Annotated in this window: 17 protein-coding genes and 1 other RNA gene; 10 read left to right on the plus strand and 8 right to left on the minus strand. The window is 69.0% G+C overall.

Annotated elements, in window-relative coordinates; genetic code table 11:
- Positions 1–107 precede the first annotated feature (107 nt).
- Entirely contained in the window at positions 108–932 is an 825-nt protein-coding gene (locus GOAMI_RS03035) for a maleylpyruvate isomerase family mycothiol-dependent enzyme (RefSeq protein ID WP_006434915.1), read from the plus strand.
- A gap of 104 nt (positions 933–1,036) precedes the next feature.
- On the opposite strand, the gene GOAMI_RS03040 is transcribed toward GOAMI_RS03035, so the two are convergent.
- Together GOAMI_RS03040 and GOAMI_RS03045 are read right to left on the minus strand one after the other, a co-directional pair.
- Entirely contained in the window at positions 1,037–3,079 is a 2,043-nt protein-coding gene (locus tag GOAMI_RS03040) for a protein kinase domain-containing protein (RefSeq protein WP_006434916.1), read from the minus strand.
- 106 nt (positions 3,080–3,185) lie between these two features.
- A complete protein-coding gene (locus GOAMI_RS03045) occupies positions 3,186–4,013 on the minus strand; it encodes a spermidine synthase (protein ID WP_006434917.1) in 828 nt (275 codons plus the stop codon).
- Positions 4,014–4,085: 72 nt separating this feature from the next.
- Between GOAMI_RS03045 and GOAMI_RS03050 the strand changes: the two genes are divergently transcribed.
- Positions 4,086–5,063 carry a cobalamin biosynthesis protein gene (locus GOAMI_RS03050; RefSeq protein WP_024500432.1) on the plus strand — a complete coding sequence of 326 codons (978 nt, stop codon included), beginning with the start codon at positions 4,086–4,088 and terminating at the stop codon, positions 5,061–5,063.
- Here GOAMI_RS03050 and GOAMI_RS03055 read toward each other — a convergent pair.
- Entirely contained in the window at positions 5,041–6,063 is a 1,023-nt protein-coding gene (locus GOAMI_RS03055) for an SURF1 family cytochrome oxidase biogenesis protein (protein WP_006434919.1), read from the minus strand. The genes GOAMI_RS03050 and GOAMI_RS03055 overlap by 23 nt on opposite strands.
- Positions 6,064–6,100: 37 nt before the next feature.
- Between GOAMI_RS03055 and GOAMI_RS03060 the strand changes: the two genes are divergently transcribed.
- Positions 6,101–7,105: a zinc-binding metallopeptidase family protein gene (locus GOAMI_RS03060; protein WP_006434920.1), complete on the plus strand. Its 1,005-nt coding sequence runs from the start codon at positions 6,101–6,103 to the stop codon at positions 7,103–7,105.
- A gap of 23 nt (positions 7,106–7,128) precedes the next feature.
- On the opposite strand, the gene GOAMI_RS03065 is transcribed toward GOAMI_RS03060, so the two are convergent.
- The gene (locus GOAMI_RS03065; RefSeq protein ID WP_006434921.1) at positions 7,129–7,608 is read right to left on the minus strand and encodes a low molecular weight protein-tyrosine-phosphatase; all 480 of its coding nucleotides are present in this window, start codon (positions 7,606–7,608) and stop codon (positions 7,129–7,131) included.
- A 53-nt stretch (positions 7,609–7,661) separates the two neighbouring features.
- On the minus strand, positions 7,662–8,348 hold the full coding sequence (locus GOAMI_RS03070) for an HAD-IA family hydrolase (protein ID WP_174324702.1): 687 nt from the start codon (positions 8,346–8,348) through the stop codon (positions 7,662–7,664).
- Positions 8,349–8,378: 30 nt separating this feature from the next.
- Between GOAMI_RS03070 and cobC the strand changes: the two genes are divergently transcribed.
- The 6 genes from cobC to GOAMI_RS03095 all read left to right on the plus strand — a co-directional run bounded on the left by cobC (position 8,379) and on the right by GOAMI_RS03095 (position 14,056).
- On the plus strand, positions 8,379–9,473 hold the full coding sequence (gene cobC, locus GOAMI_RS03075; protein WP_006434923.1) for an Rv2231c family histidinol phosphate aminotransferase CobC: 1,095 nt from the start codon (positions 8,379–8,381) through the stop codon (positions 9,471–9,473).
- Complete coding sequence (locus tag GOAMI_RS03080) at positions 9,451–10,590, plus strand: Nif3-like dinuclear metal center hexameric protein (protein ID WP_006434924.1); 1,140 nt, start codon at positions 9,451–9,453, stop codon at positions 10,588–10,590. Before cobC ends, GOAMI_RS03080 begins: the two co-directional genes overlap by 23 nt.
- Before the next feature lie 91 nt (positions 10,591–10,681).
- On the plus strand, positions 10,682–11,419 hold the full coding sequence (locus GOAMI_RS03085) for a zinc ribbon domain-containing protein (RefSeq protein WP_006434925.1): 738 nt from the start codon (positions 10,682–10,684) through the stop codon (positions 11,417–11,419).
- Positions 11,420–11,423: 4 nt separating this feature from the next.
- Positions 11,424–12,104 carry a histidine phosphatase family protein gene (locus GOAMI_RS03090; RefSeq protein ID WP_006434926.1) on the plus strand — a complete coding sequence of 227 codons (681 nt, stop codon included), beginning with the start codon at positions 11,424–11,426 and terminating at the stop codon, positions 12,102–12,104.
- A gap of 63 nt (positions 12,105–12,167) precedes the next feature.
- Positions 12,168–12,583, plus strand: an RNA gene (rnpB, locus tag GOAMI_RS22295) — RNase P RNA component class A.
- A 54-nt stretch (positions 12,584–12,637) separates the two neighbouring features.
- A complete protein-coding gene (locus GOAMI_RS03095; RefSeq protein ID WP_006434927.1) occupies positions 12,638–14,056 on the plus strand; it encodes an RNB domain-containing ribonuclease in 1,419 nt (472 codons plus the stop codon).
- Between the two features lie 315 nt (positions 14,057–14,371).
- Here GOAMI_RS03095 and GOAMI_RS03100 read toward each other — a convergent pair whose 3' ends face one another.
- Genes GOAMI_RS03100 through panB form a run of 3 tightly spaced genes read right to left on the minus strand, consistent with a single transcriptional unit; the run spans position 14,372 to position 17,769 of the window.
- Positions 14,372–15,865: a CYTH and CHAD domain-containing protein gene (locus GOAMI_RS03100; RefSeq protein ID WP_006434928.1), complete on the minus strand. Its 1,494-nt coding sequence runs from the start codon at positions 15,863–15,865 to the stop codon at positions 14,372–14,374.
- 59 nt (positions 15,866–15,924) lie between these two features.
- Positions 15,925–16,890, minus strand: coding sequence for a prolyl aminopeptidase (gene pip, locus GOAMI_RS03105; protein ID WP_006434929.1), 966 nt, complete (start codon positions 16,888–16,890; stop codon positions 15,925–15,927).
- A 24-nt stretch (positions 16,891–16,914) separates the two neighbouring features.
- A complete protein-coding gene (gene panB, locus GOAMI_RS03110; RefSeq protein WP_006434930.1) occupies positions 16,915–17,769 on the minus strand; it encodes a 3-methyl-2-oxobutanoate hydroxymethyltransferase in 855 nt (284 codons plus the stop codon).
- 328 nt (positions 17,770–18,097) lie between these two features.
- On the opposite strand from panB, the gene glnA reads away from it, so the two are divergent.
- Positions 18,098–19,438, plus strand: coding sequence for a type I glutamate--ammonia ligase (glnA, locus tag GOAMI_RS03115; RefSeq protein ID WP_040004539.1), 1,341 nt, complete (start codon positions 18,098–18,100; stop codon positions 19,436–19,438).
- The last annotated feature ends 62 nt before the right edge of the window (positions 19,439–19,500 follow it).

Here is a 19,500-nt window from a genome sequence, read left to right on the forward strand (position 1 = left end):
CGGAACGGTTCGGCGCGGTGGTCAATGTGGCCGCTGAGCGCGACTGCCCGGCTAGGGTTGTGCCGGTCCGGTGTTCCCGCCGGGCGCACGACCGCAAGGAGGACGACATGGCCACGACCATCCTGCCGCTCGACGAGGTCACCGCGGGTCTGATCGCCCAGTGGGCCGCGATCGCCGACGTGGCCGGCGGACTCACCGATGAACAGTGGTCGGCTGCTTCGGTGTTGCACGGATGGACCAACGCCGACATCGTCGCGCACATCATCGGCACCGAGAGCATGCTCGACGGCCGAGACGTCGAGGCCACCCGCACGGTGAGTGCGCTCGACCACGTGCGCAACCCGATCGGCGAACTCAACGAGAAGTGGGTCGACCACTACCGCCCCAAGTCGCGCGCCGAGGTTCTCGCGGCGCTCGAGGAGATCGTCGGGGTTCGTACCGCGGCGCTGCAGGCGATGACACAGGAGCAGTTCGAGGCTCCCTCGATGACCCCGGCCGGAGCCGACACCTACGGGCGCTTCATGCGAATCCGCATCTTCGACTGCTGGGTCCACGAGATCGACCTGCGCGACGGCACCGACGGTTCGGCCGTCACCGACCCCGTCCCCGCGTCGTGGGCGCTCGACGAGATCGGTGCGTCACTGCCGTTCGTCGTCGGCAAGCGAGCCGACGCGCCCAAGGGCAGCAAGGTTCTCTTCGACATCACCGGCCTGTCGGCTCGGACGGTCCGGATCTTCGTCGGCGACCGGGCGGCGGCGGTCGAGGAGTTCGAGGGCGGCGACGCCTCCGCCGATGTGCGGCTCCGGATCGACGCGGCGAACCTGGCCCGGTGCGCCGGTGGCCGGCGGGACGCCGATCCGGGCGCGGTGGAGATCGATGGCGATGAGGCACTGGGCAACGCGATCCTCAACCGGATGAACTACGTGATCTGACCCGGAGCGGAGATGTGGCGAGCTCAGGAGGGTTTCAGTCAGCAATAGGTTTCGCCAGGCGATACCTATTGCCGACTCCGCCGCACAAGCGGCGAGCAGCGCGGCTACTCGCCGACGGTCGCCTTCTGGATGAGCAGATTCTGGTTCGGTGGTCCTGACTGCGCGCCGGGCTTGGCGGGCGTGAACCCGCCCGCGACGATCCTGTCCAATACGGCAAGGCCGGCGGGGTCCATGGTGCCGACGATCGAGTAGGTCAGCGGGAGATCGGTGTCGCCGGCGAGCATGAAGAACGTCGTCGACCCGGTGGCGCCCTCGTCGTCGGGCAGATCGAGGATGCCGACGGTACCGCGCGGATATGTCACCTGCGGGACGCCGTCGTCATCCGTGCCCGCCGACGGCAGATCCTCGGGCAGTTCATCAGGACTGGTCCAGCCGGGATTGGTGCCCTCCTTGCCGCCCGACGACCCACAGATCAGATATTTGGCCGACGCACGGTGGCACTTGCTGCCGTCGTAGAAGCCGGACTTGATCAGCGAGACCATGGCACCGACGTTGCACGGCGCCTCGGCCCGGTTGAGGGTCATGCTGATGGTGCCCTGCGCGGCGATCGGGATCGTCGCGTCCACGGTGCCGGTGTTGGGCTGGGTCGACGCGGGCGGCGGCTGGGTGATGCCGCCGACCACCGGCCGCGTCGGATAGTCACAGGCGACCGTGCCCGCGGGCATGGCCTGGGTCGAGGTGTCGGGGCCCGGCGGATCCTCGCCACCGCCCGACAGCGCGACGACGATGCCGGTGACCGCGAGAGCGATCACCACCACACCGACGCCGATGGCGACCGCCAGGTTGCGTCCGGTGTGCGACTTGCGTGGAGGCGGAGTCGGGGGGATACCCCACTGGTTGGGCCCCGAATACGACTGGGGCCCCGAATACGACTGGGGCCCAGAATACGACTGTGGCCCTGAGTATGACTGAGGGCCGGGATACGACTGTGGCCCGGAATAGGACTGCGGGCCGGAATGCGACTGAGGTCCCGAGTACGGCTGGGGCTCCGAGAACCCTTGCGGGCCGGAATGTCCCGGGGGAGAACCGTATCCACCGCCCGAACCGGGGGCGTGCGGCGGGCCGGATACGGTCGGACCCGAACTCGGGCCGCGGACCATCGTCGGGTCGGCGGACATCGGGCTGCCCGGGGTCGGCTGTGCCGCCGGCGTCTGCTGCGGTGGCCGTGGCGCGTAGGTCGGCGGAGTCATGCCCGGGGGCGGGAGCGGCTGCGGGACGACCGTGGGCGGCGCCTGATCGGCCGGAGGTGTCTGCGCTCGAACCGCCGACGCGGCTGCGCCGCCCGACATGGCGTCCGACGCCGCACGGATGAGTTCGCGTGCGGACGGGTAGCGTTGCGCGGGGTCCTTGGCGAGGCCGCGTGCGATCACCGGGTCGAGCGGTCCGCCGGTCTGCGGTGGCGGCTTGGTGATGTGCGCGGTCATCAGTCCCTGGTCGGTCTTCGCCGGGAACGGGGTTTGGCCGGTGACGCATTCGTACAGCACACAGGCCAGGGAGTAGTTGTCCGATGCCGGGCCCGCCGGGTCGTCGCCGAACCGTTCCGGCGCCATGTACGCCAGCGTCCCCAGCGCGGTCCCGACCTGAGTCAGCCGGCTGTCGGTGGTGCCCTGCGCGATACCGAAGTCGACGAGGTAGGCGAAATCGTCGGCGTCGACGAGGATGTTGTCGGGTTTGATGTCGCGATGGACCAGACCGTCGCGATGCGCCGCGTCGAGCGCCGCCGCGACCTGACCCAGGATGTGGACCGCCCGGGTAGGTGCCAGAGGACCGGAGTCGAGGACCTTGCGCAGGTCCTGACCGTCGACGAGGCGCATGTCGATGAACAGGACGCCGTCCTTCTCGCCCCAGTCGTGGATCGGGATGACGTGCGGATCGGACAGTTTGGCCGCGGTCTTCGACTCGCGTTCGAATCGTTCGCGGAAGTCGTTGTCGTGGACCAGATGTGGCGGAAGCAGCTTCAGGGCGACACGACGTTCCCGGACGGTGTCGTACGCCTCGTACACCTCACCCATGCCGCCGCGACCCAGCAGTCTGTCGATGCGGTACGGGCCCAGCGTGGTGCCCGCTCTCGACGATGGATCGGTCACGTCATCCTCGGTTCTTCGATCGTCAGATCCTCAGCCGGCGGTCGAAACCACCCTAACGACTGTCGAGCGGGTTCGTACATCGACCGGACGCGGGACCGGCGACCGCTCACGCCCCGGTCGACGCGACGTCGGCGTCCGTCAGTCCCGGACCGCGTGCGAAGTCGCGCGCCTTGGCGCCCGAGAGGATCTGTGCTGGTAGCGGATCGCTGAGCAGGGTGCGGACCAGTGTCGCCGACGCGTCGAGCGGGGCGTCGCTGCCGACGATGACGATGTTTCCGGTGCGGCGCCCCTTGAACATCGCGGCGTCGGCGATGAGCAGCAGGTGCTCGAAGACCGGCGCCACGGTTGCGGCCTCGGCGCGAGCGCCCGCCAGATCGCGGCTGTCCCCGCAGTTCGCGAGATACAGCCCGCCCGGCACGAGCACATCGCGGACGGCGGCGGTGAACTCGCGGGTCGTCAGATGGGCCGGCGTGCGGTCCCCGGCAAAAGCGTCGCGCACGATCACCTCACGCGTGCCCGGTTGCAGGGAGGTCACCACCTCACGCGCGTCGCCGACCCGGATCCGCAGCCGGGGGGCACGGGGGAGGTCGAACCACTCACGCACCAGGCGGGCGAGTTCGCCGTCGACCTCGACGGCCACCTGCCGGGCATCGGGGTACAGGTGGTCGAGATAGCGGGCGAGTGCGCAGGCGGCACCGCCGAGGTGCAGGACGCGCAGTCGATCCGAGGTGGGGTGGCGTTCGGCGATCACGGCGGCCATCTGGCGCAGGTACTCGAAGTCGAGCACGGTCGGGTCGTCGGGATCGATGTGTGAGCTGTGCGCCCCGTTCACGGTCAGCAACCAGCCGCCGGCGATGGTGTCACGTGCCAGTTCGGCGACACCGGTGTCGATGACGTGCCGACCCGGCGACGGTTCTGCAGATGACCTGGCCACGGGTCGAGTCTGGCACGACCGGATCACGGAGGAGGGAGGGGCCGCTACCATCGCGCGGTGCCCCTCGCCTGTGTGTCCCTGACCCGTGAGCAGCGAAACCGACCCGCACGACGTTCGTTGTCGACCGCAGCCGGACTCGTTGTCGGCTTCCTGGTCGACGAAGCGCTGGGTGACCCGTCTCGGGGACACCCGGTCGCGGGTTTCGGTCGGCTGACATCTGTGCTCGAACGTCGTCTGTATCGCGACTCGCGTGTGGCGGGCGCGGGCCTGGTCGCGGTGGCGGCCGGCGGCGTCGTGGGGGCGGGCGTCGTCGCATCGGCCGGGCGCCGGGCGCCGGCGGTGGTGGCGCTGACCGCCGCGTCGACCTGGGTCGCGCTGGGCGGGACCTCGCTGTGCCGGGTGGGTGATGCGGTCGCCGACGCCCTCGAATCGGACGACATCGACGCCGCGCGAGCCCTCATCCCGAGCCTCTGCGGGCGTGACCCCGAGTCACTCGACGAGAGCGGGATCTGTCGTGCGGCGCTGGAGTCGATCGCCGAGAACACCTCCGACGCGACCGTCGGACCGCTGTTCTGGGGTGCGGTCGCCGGCGTTCCCGGAATCCTCGGCTACCGTGCGGTCAACACTCTCGACGCCATGGTCGGGTACCGCAACGAGCGCTATCGCGACTTCGGTTGGGCGGCCGCGCGACTCGACGACGTCGTCAACATCCTCCCCGCACGCCTCGCGGGTGCGCTGATCGTCCTGGTCTCCGGCGCGCCTCGACGCGCTGCCGAAGCCTGGCGCCGGGACAGCCGTGCACATCCGAGTCCCAACGCGGGGGTCGTCGAAGCGGCCTTCGCCGGTGCCCTCGGGGTGCAGCTCGGGGGCCGGACGGTGTACCCGCACGGCGTCGAACAACGGCCGACTCTCGGACAGGGGCCGGCGCCACGACCCGGCGATCTGCGAGCAGCTGTCGAGCTGTCACGTCGGGTTCAGCGTGCAACGCTGGCCGTGTGTGTGGCGGGCTGTCTGGTCCGGGTCGCGGTCAGCCGCCGTAGCGCCGGCTGAGCTTGTCCCGTACGTCGCCGTCCTGACTCCGGGGGTCCGGGGTCGCGTCGCGGACGTCGCCGACCGTGTCCTCGGCGACCGGACCGTGGCCGATGCGTCCGACGCTGTGGACCACCGTGGTGCCGCTCGCGGCGCGCAGTTCCTCGCGCATCTGCCGGCGTCGCTCGGCGCGCGAGGCGGCGGTACTCGGCTCCGGACGTGGCGCGGACTCCGCGGCGGGGGCCGCGCCGGTGTCCTCCGTCACCGGAGCCGCGTTGGCGGCGGCGGCCCGACGGCGCGAACGGATCTCGGCGATCAGGAAGTACAGGACACCGAGGGGCGCCATGATCCCGAAGGCGAGCCACTGCAACCCATACGAGAGGTAGGGGCCGGTGTCGAGCTGGGGGAGCGGGATCTCGCCCAGCGAGCCCGGCTGATCCGGGGAGAGCTGGAGATAGAAGTCGTCCATCGGCGTCGACGTCGCGGTCCCCACCAGACCGGGGTTGATCGACGGCACGGTCAGCACGCCGTTGTCGGCACGTGAGCCGCGGTCGGCGCTGACACTCTCTGCCGCGCGGATCCGTCCCTGAACGGTTTGCTCACCAACGGGCGGCGACGGGATGGCGGGAACGCTGCCCTCCACCGGGCGGACGAAACCGCGGTTGATAAGGATCACCCGATCCGAACCGGTCACGGCGAACGGGGTGAGGACCAGGACCGCCGGACGTTCCTGGATGTTGCGCAACCGCACCAGTGCCTGCCGGTCCTCGAGATACCGGCCCGTCACCGCGACCTGACGCCACTCGGTCGACGGGTCGAGGGTCGACGACGGTGCCACCTCGGCCAGCGGGACGGTCTCGAGCGAGGTCGCGGTACGGATCAGGTCGTTGCGGTGTTCGGTGTCCGAGTTCTTCCCGAGCTGCCACGGAGCGAGGAGCGTGAAGCAGGCCACTGCGAACGCCACGACCACGACTCCGAGGGCAATCCACCCTGGACGCAGGATTGTTCGCAGTACGTGCACAGCTCCCAGGTTACCGAGCACGGGTAGCGTGATCGAAATGCGAGACTTCATCTGCTTGAACTGCGGCCAGCGTCTCTCCTTCGAAAACAGTCTCTGCCTGAACTGCAAGAGTGCGCTCGGGTTCTGGCTCGAGTCCCGCTCCATCCAAGTGCTCGACGACAAGGGGCGTGCCCAGGTCGACGGTGTCCTCATCGAACGGTGCGCGAACATCAAGGTGGCGCAGTGCAACTGGCTGGTGAAGTGGACGGGTAATCCGGAGCTGTGCCAGTCCTGCCGGCTGACGCGCACCCGTCCGGGTGACGACGATCCGGACGCGCTCGTCGCGTTCGGCCAGGCCGAGACCGCGAAACGGCGGCTCGTCCTCGAACTCGCCGAACTGGGACTGCCGATCGAGGACCGTGACGAGAATCCCGACACGGGACTCGCCTTCGACCTCCTGTCCAGCGCTCGGCAGAACGTCATCACCGGTCACGCCAACGGGGTCATCACCCTCGACCTCGCCGAGGGCGACGACGTCCACCGCGAACAGATGCGCGTCGAGCTGGACGAGCCGTACCGCACGGTTCTCGGACACTTCCGGCATGAGATCGGTCACTACTACCAGCTCGTGCTCATCACCGACGACCGCCGGCCCGGCTTCGAGGAGCTGTTCGGCAACCCCGGCGACGACTATCAGGCCGCCCTGGACCGTCACTACAAGGAGGGTGCGCCCGAAGGATGGCGGAAGAACTTCGTCTCCTCCTACGCCACGATGCACCCGGCCGAGGACTTCGCCGAGACCTTCGCGCACTACCTGCACATCCGCGACACCCTCGACACCGCCGCCGCATTCGCGATGGCACCGTCGGGTACGACGCTGGACAGTGTGCCGCCCGGCGACGTCGGCTTCGATCGGATCATCGGCGAGTGGCTACCGCTGACGTGGGCGCTCAACCAGATCAACCGGTCGATGGGTCACCCGGACCTCTACCCGTTCGTGCTCCCGGCGCCGGTGCTCGAGAAGATCCGCTTCGTGCACAACCTGGTGGCGCCGGTCGGATGAGACCGGTCGCGCTGGGCGTGGCGTCAGTCCACGCCCAGCTGCAGGCGCACCCAGTCGATCAGTCCGGGGACGGCGCTCTCGATCTGCTCGCGGGTGGCGACGAAGTCCTCGGTGCCGCCGTAATAGGGGTCGAGGAGGGCGAGGTCGTCGGCGGGTGCCGACGGATCGAACGATCGCAGCAGTCGCGTCCGGTCACCGAGCCGCTTGCGTTCGAGTTCCCGGAAGTGGCCGTCGTCCATCGCCAGGAAGAGATCGGCGTCGAAGTGTTCGGGTCCGAGCAGCGCCGCCACGTGCGCGTCGGAGTAGCCGTGGGCCAGCAACTCGGTGCGGGCGCGGTTGTCGGCCGGTTCGCCGACGTGGAAACCGGTTGTCCCGCAACTGGTGACGCGTACCTTGCCGCCCAGTCCGGCGTCGTCCAGAGCCGTCCGGAAGATGTTCTGCGCCATCGGTGACCGGCAGATGTTGCCCGTACACACGAAACAGACGTGTAGTTCTTCAGCCACTGGTGCCCACCTCAGCTCGACGTGCCGACGCGCTCGGTGGTCCAGGGCGTCGGTCACATACCCAGGACGTCGCGCAATTCGGCTGTGGAATCAACCGTCCAGGCTGCGCCCTGTTCCTCCCCGTGCAGAGAATAACCCCATCTGACCAGGATCGCTGAGATGCCGAACGCCGCTGCGCCGTGCACATCGTGGCTGCGATCGCCGATCATCACCACCGGTGCGGTCACGTGACCGGTGTCGGCATCCACGGGAAGTCCCAGCTCCGTGACCGCATGAGCGATGACATCGGACTTGTGGCGGCGCGAACCGTCGTCGCTGGCGCCGGCGATGTACTTGAAATGGTCGGCCAGGCCGAAGTGCTCGAGAATCTTGCGCGCGGTGGTCTGGTTCTTCGACGTCGCGATCGCCATCGTGCGCCCCGACGCGGCGAGATCGGCCAGGACGTCGGCCATCCCGTCGTACACCGAGTTCTCCCGCCAGCCGATCTCGGTGTAGCGCTCCCGGTAGGCGCGCATCGCCTCGTCGGCGACCGCGGGTGCGAGCCCCAGACTGTTGAGGGTGTCGAGCATCGGCGGCCCGACGATGCCCGCGACGACCTCGGGACCGGGCTCGGACGCGCCGACGGCGGCGAGGGCGTGCCGGAAGCTGTTGGCGATACCCGCAAAGCTGTCGGTGATGGTGCCGTCGAGATCGACGAGCAGCACGGTGTCGGGATGGCGGGGATCTGGCGGCGTCAACACGCGTCCATCGTGCACGTAAGGTCAGTAGGCATGACAGCTGGGTATGGCGTGGCATCCACATCCGACCTGTCCGACCCGGACCGGCACGGCGATCAGGACGCGGCGCCCGGGCTGGTGGACTTCGCGGTCAATGTCCGCGGCACGCCACCACCTTTCGTCCTCGACGCCATCATGCGCGGTCTCGGCGATCTGGCCCGGTACCCCGGCCACGACGACGAGCGGCGCGCGGTCGACGCCATCGCCGCCGCCCACGGGCGGTCACCCGACGAGGTGTTGCTGTTGTCCGGCGCGGCCGACGGCTTCGAGATGCTGCCGCGACTGGGCGTGCGCCATGCCGCCCTCATCCAGCCGTCGTTCACCGAACCGGAACTCGCGCTGCGTGCCGCCGCGGTGCCCATCACCCAGGTGACACTCGACGAGCCGTGGCGGCTCGACCGGGCGGACGTACCCGACACCGCCGACCTGGTGATCCTGGGTAACCCCACCAACCCGACGTCGGTGCTGCACCCGCGGGAAGCGATCAGGGCGCTGCGTCGTCCGGGACGCATCATCGTCGTCGACGAGGCGTTCGCCGACCTCACTCTCGGCGTGGACGGCACCCTCGAACCACAGTCGCTGGCCTCGTCCGACTGGTCGGATCTCATCGTGATCCGGAGTGTGACAAAGACTTTCGGTCTGGCCGGGTTACGCGCCGGATACCTGCTTGCCGCACCGGAGGTCGTCGCGCGCCTGCGTGCGGGACGTCGGCCGTGGGCGCTGTCCACACCGGCTCTGGCCGCGCTGACCGCGTGCCTCGGCGACGAGGGGCATCGCTACTGCTCGGACCAGGCCCGCCGGGTCGCGGCCGAACGCGCCGAGATGGTCGACGAACTGACCCGGATCGGGCTCGTCGTCGTGGCGGAACCGGCCGCGCCGTTCGTCCTCGTCGAGGTGCCACGGGCGACGGACGTCAAACGGCGTCTCGTCGATCACGGGTTCGCGGTGCGCAGTTGCGCCAACTTCGTCGGACTCGGCGACGACCATCTGCGGCTCGCGGTACGTCCGGTCGAGCAGGTCCGTGCGTTGACCGCAGCGATCGAGCAGGTACGAGAGGAGATGAGGGATGGGAACCGAGTCGACATCTGAGGGCATCACCGTCGGCGACATGGTCGACGTCGTCGAACGCGCGTATCCGCCGGCGCTCGCCGAGTCCTGGGATGCGGTGGGGCTCGTGTGCGGCGACCGCTCCGAACCGGTGCGTCGGGTGCTGGCGTGCGTCGACGTGACGGACGCCGTGGTCGACGCGGCCGTGGCCGAGAAGGCGGACCTGGTGATCGCGCATCACCCGCTGCTGATGCGCGGGGTCACGTCGGTGGCCGCCGACACCCCCAAGGGCCGCATCGTGCACCGCCTGATCCGCCACGGCATCGCGTTGCTGTCGGCCCACACCAACGCCGACCGGGCGCGGCCGGGCGTGTCCGACGCACTCGCCGACCTGCTCGGTGTGGTCGACACCGTGCCCATCGAGCCCAGATCTGCTGCACCCCTTGACAAATGGGTGGTGATGGTGCCCGAGGGCAACGTCGAACAGGTCAGTGAGGCGATGTTCGCCGCCGGCGCGGGTGCGATCGGCGACTACCGCGACTGCTCGTGGACGGTCGTGGGCACGGGCCAGTTCGAGGCGCAGGAGGAGGCGACGCCGACGATCGGCGAGATCGGCACCAGAACCCACGTCGACGAGGCGCGGGTGGAGATGGTCGCCGCGCGATCCATCCGCGGATCCGTGCTGCGGGCACTGCGCAACGCGCACCCGTACGAGGAACCGGCGTTCGACGTCTTCGAGCTCGCCGACCTCGGCAGCGACCTGGGCCTGGGTCGGGTCGGTTCGCTCACCGAGCCGATGACATTGCGCGACTTCACCGCGGTAGTCGCGCGGGCACTGCGCGCCCCGTCGGGCATCCGGGCGGCCGGCGATCCGGATGCGCTCGTGCGCACGGTCGCGGTGTGCGGCGGTGCGGGCGATTCACTTCTCGGTCGTGTCCGCGGGCTCGGCGTCGACGTCTACGTGACCGGCGACCTGCGGCACCATCCGGCCGACGAGAGTCTGCGCGACGGTGGGCCGGCCCTCGTCGACGCGGGCCACTGGGCCACCGAGTTCCCGTGGTGCGCCCAGGTCGCGGAACTGCTCGGCAAGGAATTCCACGTGCCGGTGACGGTGTTCGACACACCGACCGACCCCTTCGGGCTGCACAGCTTCGGCTGACCCCGGGGGAACGCCGACCAAAGCCCATCCGCCGCCGGAACGCCGGGACCACCCGCGTACGGTAGGGGGACTTCAGAGACAGGAGGCCGCAATGAAAGTCGACGCCGGTGTGCAGCGACTGCTGCTCGATCTCGCGGACTCCGATGCCGAGATCAACCGACTCGAGCATCGCCGCAAGAACTTGCCCGAGGACACCGAGATCGCCGAGCAGGACAAGGCAATCGATGCTGCCCGCGACGATCTGGTGCGTGCGGAGATCTCCGCCGAGGACCTGAGCCGCGAGTATCGCCGCATCGAGTCCGAGGTGACCGGGATGACCAACCGTGAGGCCAAGGACTCCAAGCTTCTGACCGCCGGCGGGTTGGCACCCAAGGCGCTGTCGGAACTGCAGCACGAACTCGCCGGGCTCGGACGCCGCCGCGCGGTGCTCGAGGACGAACTGCTGACGCTGATGGAGCAGCAGGAGGCCGTCGAGGCCGAACGCAGCCGCGCCGCTGCGACGATCTCCCACCTCGAGGAGAAGGTCGCCGACGCGCGGACCCGCCGCGACAAGTCGCTCGCGACCATCGACGAGGACCTGGCCCGTGTCCGTGAGAAGCGGGACTCGCTCGCCGCGGAGATCGACTCCGACCTGCTGGCCGTCTACGACAAGCAGCGTGCCAACGGTCGGATCGGTGCGGGGCTCCTGCGTGCACGTCGATGCGGCGCCTGCCGGATGGAACTCGACCGGGGCACCATCGCCTCGATCAGCGCGGCACTGTCCGACGAGGTCATCCGCTGTGAGGAATGCGGCGCGATCCTGGTGCGCACCGCCGAATCGGGGATCTGACGCCTTGAGCGCGGGTTCCGAGCGCGTGTCGACGCCGGGCCGGAAATCGCCGTCCTGGCAGGGGCAGCTGAGTTCGCCGACGAGATTCATCCTGTTGCGGCACGGCCAGACCGCGTTGTCGGTGGAACGCCGGTACTCCGGGCGCGGCAACCCCGAGCTGACCCCGGAAGGTCGGCGCCAGGCACGTGCGGCGGCCCAGCGGGTCATGCGTGAAAAGGACATCTCGGCGATCGTGACCTCGCCGCTGCGCCGCGCCCGCGCCACTGCGGAGGAGGTCGCCGCGGTGACCGGGGTCGATATCGTCGAACATCCCGGACTCATCGAGAACGACTTCGGCGAATGGGAGGGCCTGACCTTCGTCGAGGCCGCCGAACGGCACCCCGAGATCCACCGCAAGTGGCTGTCGGACATCACCGTGCCCGCGCCGGGTGGCGAGAGCTTCGCGCAGGTCGCCGAGCGGGTGTCCGAAACGAAAGACGATCTGCTGCAGCGTTATCCGGGACAGACGATCGTGCTCGTCTCGCACGTGACCCCGATCAAGCTGATGCTGCGGGAGGCGCTGGGCGTCGGACCTGAGTTGCTGTTCCGGCTCCACCTCGACCTGGCGTCGGTCTCGATCGCGGAGTTCTTCCCCGACGGCGGTTCCGTGGTCCGGCTCGTCAACGACGCCGCGCACTGGCACTGACGGGGCGCTCTGCGCCATCGGATGAAGAGCTGTGCCGGGGCTGCCGTATCCTGGGTTCGCGAACGAGTCGGCCGGGCGGCCGCGGTGAGCGGAACGGGCGGAAGACCGCCACGCCGCGCACCGAGGAAAGTCCGGACTCCACAGAGCAGGGTGGTTGCTAACGGCAACCCGGGGTGACCCGCGGGACAGTGCCACAGAGAACAGTCCGCCGGCCGCGAGGCCGGTAAGGGTGAAACGGTGCGGTAAGAGCGCACCAGCGGCGCGGGTGACCGCGTCGGCTCGGTAAACCCCACCCGGAGCAAGGCCGAAGCGCGCACTTCACGGTGCGCGTGCGCGGGTGTTACGAGGGCTGCTCGCCCCAGCCCGCGGGTGGGCCGCTCGAGGTACCCGGCGACGGTGTGCCCAGATGGATGGTCGCCGCCCGCGATGGTCGAGAGACCTCGCGGGTACAGGATCCGGCTTACGCGCCGACTCGTTCGCCTTCGGCCCGCGGTTTCGGTTCACCGGGGGATCCGCGCGCTAGGGTTCGACACGTGACACGCTTCCTCTTCGCCCCCGACATCGACTTCGCCGGAATCCGCGATCAACTCGGGGTGGACGAGTCATACGGCGACGATGCGCTCGCCGAGGCGCGGGAGGCCGTCGACCGGTTCGCCGACACCCGCGAGGACCACACCGGCGTCCCGTTCGTCACCATCGACCCGCCGACGTCGCGGGACCTCGACCAGGCCGTCCATCTCGTCGCCGACGGGGACGGGTTCGTCGTGGACTACGCCATCGCCGACGTCGCGGCACTCGTGATCCCCGAAGGCGCGCTCGACCAGGAGAGCCGACGCCGCGGGACCACCGTGTACTTCCCGGACGGCTCCGTGCCACTGCATCCGCGGGAACTGTCCGAGGGGATCGGATCGCTTCTGCCCGAACAGGTTCGGCCGTGCGTGCTGTGGACGATCCGGGTGGCGGGGGACGGCACTGTCATCGATGTGCGGGTTCGGCGATCGCGAATTCGATCCGTGGCGCGCTTCGACTACGCCGGTGTCAGCGCGGATGCCGAGGCCGGACGGTTGCATCCGTCGATCGCGGCGTTGCCGGCTTTCGGCGAGCTCCGGCAGAAGGTGGCGCTCGACCGCGGCGCCGTCGAACTGGATCTGCCGGACCAGCGGGTGTCACGTACCGACGCGGGATGGCGGTTGGACCTGCAGCCCCACACCCCGGCGGACATGTGGAACTCGCAGCTCTCCCTGCTCGCCGGGATGTGCGCCGGCTCGATCATGGCCGAGGCCGGTGTCGGATTGTTGCGGACGTTGCCGCCGGCCGACCCCGACGCGGTCGAGGACCTGCGCGCTGCCGCCCGAGCGCTGGGCGTCGAATGGCCCGAGGGGCTGGCGGTGGGCTGGTTCCTGGCCGGACTGCCCGGCAACCGGACGAGCACCTTGGCCCTCCAGTCGGCCGCGAGTGGTCTCATGCGAGGCGCCAACTATCTCGCACTCGACGGCACCGACGAGGCGCGCGCGATCCCGGACGACAAGAAGCGGCACGGCGCGATCGCGGGCGTCTACGCCCACGTCACCGCACCCCTGCGTCGGCTGGGTGACCGGTTCGCCACCGAGGTGTGCCTCGCCGTCACCACCGGCGACGACGTGCCCGACTGGGTGACGCGTGCCCTGCCGACCCTCCCGAAGATCCTGCGCTCGGCCGACACCCTCGGCTCCACGGCCGACCGGGCGGCCATCGACCTCGCCGAGGCGGTCATCCTGGGCGGCCGCGTCGGGGAACGCTTCGACGCGGTGGTGATGTCGGCGGCCACCGAGCGCAAGCCGGCCCAGATCTTCATCGCCGATCCGCCCGTCGTCGCGGGTTGCGAAGGTGATCTGCGTCCGGGAACCCGACTCGAGGTCGAGCTGGTGACCGCGGACGAGGTGACGAGGACGGTCAGGTTCCGGCCGGCGTAGGGCGCTGCGACTTCGTTTCGACGCCGGGTCACCGGGTGGTTTCGACACGGTTACTCGCTGCGCTCGTGACCGGCTCAACCGGCAGTGGGGCCGGGTCACCGGGTGGTTTCGACACGGTTACTCGCTGCGCTCGTGACCGGCTCAACCGGCAGCTGGAACCGGCTCAACCTGCCGGTGGGGCCGGCTCAACCGGCAGCAGGTGGGGTCGGTTCATCCAGCTGTGGGGTCCGTACTGCTGGCCGAGTAGCGCCGACCGAGCGAAGCGAGGACGCCGCGTATCGAGGTCACCCGATACCCGCCCGACGTCGCCGGTTGTCACAGGTCCTTGGCGGCCTTGCGGTACTCGGCGACGGCGCGGTCGGACGCGGCTTCGAGGCGCGCGTCGAGACGGCCGACGATGAACATGTCGGCGGCGCTGAGCTTTCCGTCCTCGACGATCGTGGCGAGCTGGGCGCGGTTGATGCGGATGTCGTTGTGGTCGCCGAGGGCGGACTGGATCTTCTTGGCGACCGCGCCGATCGCGCGGTACTTCTTTTTGTTCAGCGGCTCGGTCGCATCGATGCTGTAGCGCAACCGCTTTGCGCGTTTACGGATCGTGTGCAGCTGTTCCTGCCACTCGTCCGAGCCTTCGGTGAGGCCGGCGAGTTCGGCCTGGGCCTTGCGGATGTGCTTGCGGCTCTTCGCGATCGCCTTGTCGACGACGTCGGTTGCGGGGAGTTCCGCGTCGGGTCCCGGCGGGGGAGAGGCGAGGAGGGCGTCGACGGAGTCGAGGAGCGTGAAGTAGCGCTTCGACGACATCGCCGCGTGCGCCGCCCGGATCGCGCGATCGTGGGTTCGGGTCTCGGCACCCGCAAGGGCGGCGAGCAGCTCGGGCGAGGCGTTCTCGCCGCGCAGCAGGGACTGGTCGAGTTCGAGCTGGACCTCGGAATCCCGTGCATCACCGAGGATTCGGGCCAGCAGCTTGAGTTCGGCACCGATGTGGGCGGTGCGTTCGGCGTCGAGAACCGTAGGGTATCCCGACAACACGCTGCGCAGGCGACGGCACGACACCCGCATCTGGTGGACGGCGTCCTCCGCGTCCTCGCGGACGAGCGGGTCGTAGGCGATCAGGCTGTTTCGGTGCATCGCGATGTCGGTGATCACGAGTTCGAGCGCAGTGGGGCGCTTGGACAACCGGGGTTTGTGGACGGTCGGCGTCGAACCGATCGCGCGGGCCAGCTTCGACGCGCTCGACGACGAGCGGCCGCCACCGGCGCGCAGGACCTTGTCGGCGGCCTTCAGCAGCTTGCCGGTGCCGCCGGAGAGGAGTTCGAACTCCCATTCGGCCCACTGCTGGGAGTGCCCGCCCGGCAGCAGGGACTGGGTGGTCACCAGATCCTCGGCGAGTTCGGCGAGCGGCTCGTCGTCGACGCCGAGCAGGCGCGTCACCGTGCGCGTTGTCGAGATGACCGCGACGGGCGTGAGGGGCCGGCAGCGGGTCAGTGCGAGGACCGGGGTCACCAGTGCCTCCGGGACGTCACCGTCGGCCGGCGCCTCGTCGAAACCCACGTGGAGTTCGCGACGTGTTCCGGGGATGTCGGTGGGGCGCTTGAGATGCCAGCCCTGATCGGTGCCGCCGGTGCGGCGTCGCATGGTGATCCTGTTGCCGGCGAGGTCGAGGTTCTCGGTGTCGAAATAGGTGGCATCGAGCGAGAACGTCTCGGGTGCCGTCGCCGACACCACTCCGGGTAGCGCCCGTAGATCCGGGGCCACATGGCCGGGGTCCACGTCGAACTTGAGTTCCACCTCGACCTGCTCGGATGCGGCCACCTGTTCCTCCTGACGCCTGCGACGATGTCGAGTCTAGTGGCCGCGGGTGCGGCGGCCGATCATTCCGCGAAGCGGTCGGTCGCTTCCAGCAGGTGATGGCGGATGCCTTCTTCGAAGGACGCGTGACCCGCGTCGTCGACGATGCGCAGGTCGGCGGCCGGCCAGGCGCGGTGGAGATCCCAGGCGCTGCGCATCGGGCACACGACGTCGTAGCGACCCTGGACGATGACGCCGGGGATGTGCGCGATGACGTCGATGTTGTCGAGGAGCTGCCCGTCGTCGAGGAAGCCGTGGTTGACGAAGTAGTGGTTCTCGATCGAGGCGAAGGCGAGGTCGAAGCGGTGGGCGTCATCGGGGTTCTGGCCCGATTCCTCCTCGGAGCGGGGGAGGAGGTAGCTGGTGGCCTGTTCCCAGCCGGTCCAGGCGCGGGCCGCCGCCCGGGCGACCGCGGCATCGTCGGAGGTCAGCAGACGGTGGTACGCGGCGACCAGATCGCCGTCGCGCTCGTTCTCCGGGATCGGCTCGAGATAGGTCTCCCAGACGTCGGGGAAGATGTGCGCGGCGCCGCCGTTGTAGTACCAGTCGATCTCGCTGCGGCGCAGCAGGAAGATGCCGCGCAGAACGAGTTCGGTGACCCGGTCGGGATGCGTCTGCGCGTAGGCGAGTCCCAGCGTCGACCCCCAGGAACCGCCGAAGACCTGCCAGCGGTCGATGCCGAGATGGGTACGAAGCCTCTCCATGTCGGCGATGAGGTGGGGCGTGGTGTTCACGCTCAGATCCGCGCCGTCGGCGATGTGCGGGCGGGACTGTCCGCAACCGCGCTGGTCGAACAGCACGATCCGGTACTTCGCGGGATCGAAGAAGCGTCGCTGGGTCGGCGAGGTCCCACCGCCGGGACCGCCGTGCACGAAGACCACGGGCTTTCCCTCCGGGTTGCCCGTGGTCTCCCAGTAGATCTGCTGGCCGTCGCCGACATCCAGGTGACCGGACTCGTAGGGCTCGATCTCCGGGTAGAAGTCACGCATGGACGCCAGCGTAGGCGCCGAAGCTCAGTAGCTGTGCTCAGGGCCGGGGAACACGCCGCGACGGACCTCGTCGGCGTACTGCTCGGCGGCCGAACGTAATTCGGAGCCGACGTCGGCGAACCGCTTGACGAACCTCGCGGTCTTGCCGTGGGTGAGGCCCGCCATGTCCTGCCACACGAGGACCTGGGCGTCGGTCTCGTTGCCGGCGCCGATGCCCACGGTCGGGATGGTCAGCTTGCGGGAGATCTGTCCGGCCAACTCGGCGGGCACCATCTCCATCACGACGGCGAAGGCACCGGCCTCCTGGACCGCGATCGCGTCGGCGATGAGCTGGTCGGCGCCGTCGCCGCGACCCTGGACGCGGAAGCCGCCGAGGCCGTTGACGCTCTGCGGGGTGAACCCGATGTGCGCCATGACCGGGATGCCGGCGGCGGTCAGTGCCGCGATCTGGGGGGCGACGCGCTCACCGCCCTCGAGCTTGACCGCATGGGCGCCGGTCTCCTTGAAGATCCGGAAGGCGTTCTCGAGGGCGTGCTGCGGCCCGATCTCGTAGCTGCCGAAGGGCATGTCGGCTACGACGAGGGCGTGGGGCGCACCGCGCACGACCGCGCGGATCAGCGGGATCATCTCGTCGACGCTGACCGGGATGGTGGTGTCGTAGCCGAGGACGACGTTGGCCGCCGAGTCGCCGACGAGCAGCACCGGGATTCCGGCGGCGTCGAAGATCCGGGCCGTCGAGTAGTCGTAGGCGGTGAGCATCGACCACTTCTCGCCCTCGGACTTCATCTGGGCGAGGTGATGGACGCGGGTCACACGACGTTTGGGCGCGTCGGTGGCCGGGGTTGCGGTGGAAGCACCATAGACCGAGGTTTCGGACATCGTCGTCTCTTTTCCTGCCTCGAGTCCCGGCTGGCCAGAAGAGGCGCGGCGGGTACCCGGGTTGAACACGGACAAGCGCCATTGTGTCACCGCGGATTTGTGGTGTAACCGCCGTGAGTTATGCAATTGGTCACACCCCGCTGGGGGTGGGCAGGGACCGTTGTGCAGCGGCCGTCGCGGTCCTTCGGCATCCGGGCTGTTCGGGGGCTTCCCAGCCCTACGGGTTGTTGGCCCAGATGATGGGATGGCGCCGACAAACTCGCTGGACAGCGAGTTGGTCTTGCGCGTGTAACACAGATTTAACAGCCGACTTCTAATGTCGGCGACCATGGATCGCCAAAAGGAATTCGTGCTGCGGACCCTCGAAGAGCGCGACATCCGTTTCGTTCGGCTGTGGTTCACCGACGTACTCGGTTATCTGAAGTCCGTGGCGATCGCGCCGGCCGAGCTCGAAGGCGCCTTCTCCGAGGGCATCGGCTTCGACGGCTCGGCCATCGAGGGCTTCTCCCGCGTGTCCGAGGCGGACACGGTCGCCAAGCCCGATCCGTCCACCTTCCAGATCCTGCCGTGGACCACCTCCGCGGGTCGGCACCACTCGGCCCGCATGTTCTGCGACATCGCTATGCCCGACGGCACCCCGAGCTGGGCCGACTCGCGCCACGTGCTGCGTCGCCAGCTGAACAAGGCGGCCGACCTCGGCTTCAGCTGCTACGTGCACCCCGAGATCGAGTTCTTCCTCCTCAAGGACGCGCCGCTCGACGGATCGGTGCCGACCCCGGCCGACTCCGGCGGCTACTTCGACCAGGCCGTGCACGACGCCGCTCCCAACTTCCGCCGCCACGCCATCGAGGCGCTGGAGTCGATGGGCATCTCGGTCGAGTTCTCCCACCACGAGGGCGCACCCGGCCAGCAGGAGATCGACCTCCGCTACGCCGACGCCCTGTCGATGGCCGACAACGTGATGACCTTCCGCTACCTCATCAAGGAGGTCGCGATCAACGAGGGTGTGTGGGCCACCTTCATGCCCAAGCCGTACAGCGAGCACCCCGGTTCGGCGATGCACACGCACATGAGTCTGTTCGAGGGCGACATCAACGCCTTCCACAATCCCGACGACCCGATGCAGCTGTCGGCCACCGGGAAGAAGTTCATCGCCGGCATCCTGCACCACGCGTCGGAGATCAGCGCCGTCACCAACCAGTGGGTGAACAGCTACAAGCGTCTGATCCACGGCGGTGAGGCCCCGACCGCCGCGACCTGGGGCGGTGCCAACCGGTCCGCGCTCATCCGGCTGCCGCTGTACACGCCCAACAAGCCGTCGTCGCGCCGCATCGAGGTGCGCAGCCCCGACTCGGCCTGCAACCCCTACCTCACCTTTGCCGTCCTGCTCGCGGCGGGCCTGAAGGGGATCGAGGAGGACTACGAACTCCCCGACGAGGCCGAGGACGACGTCTGGGCCCTCACGTCCGCCGAGCGCCGGGCGATGGGATACCAGGAGCTCCCCGGAAGCCTCGCGGAAGCACTCACCAAGATGGAGAACTCGGAGCTGGTCGCCGAAGCCCTCGGCGAGCACGTGTTCGACTACTTCCTGCGCAACAAGTGGTCCGAGTGGACGGGCTATCGCAGCATGGTCACCCCGTACGAGCTGAAGAACTACCTGCCGCTGTAGGGACCAACCCGGTCACGTTCACCGACCGCGATGACATCATCGGTGGTCGGGCCGCTACTTTT

Source organism: Gordonia amicalis NBRC 100051 = JCM 11271 (assembly GCF_000332995.1).
In the GTDB taxonomy this organism is placed as follows: Bacteria; Actinomycetota; Actinomycetes; order Mycobacteriales; family Mycobacteriaceae; genus Gordonia; species Gordonia amicalis.

Excerpts from the sequence above, each read along its gene's own strand:
- GOAMI_RS03035 (WP_006434915.1), top strand. The coding sequence starts at position 108 with ATGGCCACGACCATCCTGCCGCTCGACGAGGTCACCGCGGGTCTGATC.
- GOAMI_RS03060 (WP_006434920.1), top strand. The coding sequence starts at position 6,101 with ATGCGAGACTTCATCTGCTTGAACTGCGGCCAGCGTCTCTCCTTCGAA.
- cobC (WP_006434923.1), top strand. The coding sequence starts at position 8,379 with ATGACAGCTGGGTATGGCGTGGCATCCACATCCGACCTGTCCGACCCG.
- GOAMI_RS03080 (WP_006434924.1), top strand. The coding sequence starts at position 9,451 with ATGGGAACCGAGTCGACATCTGAGGGCATCACCGTCGGCGACATGGTC.
- GOAMI_RS03085 (WP_006434925.1), top strand. The coding sequence starts at position 10,682 with ATGAAAGTCGACGCCGGTGTGCAGCGACTGCTGCTCGATCTCGCGGAC.
- pip (WP_006434929.1), bottom strand. The coding sequence starts at position 16,890 with ATGCGTGACTTCTACCCGGAGATCGAGCCCTACGAGTCCGGTCACCTG.
- panB (WP_006434930.1), bottom strand. The coding sequence starts at position 17,769 with ATGTCCGAAACCTCGGTCTATGGTGCTTCCACCGCAACCCCGGCCACC.
- glnA (WP_040004539.1), top strand. The coding sequence starts at position 18,098 with ATGGATCGCCAAAAGGAATTCGTGCTGCGGACCCTCGAAGAGCGCGAC.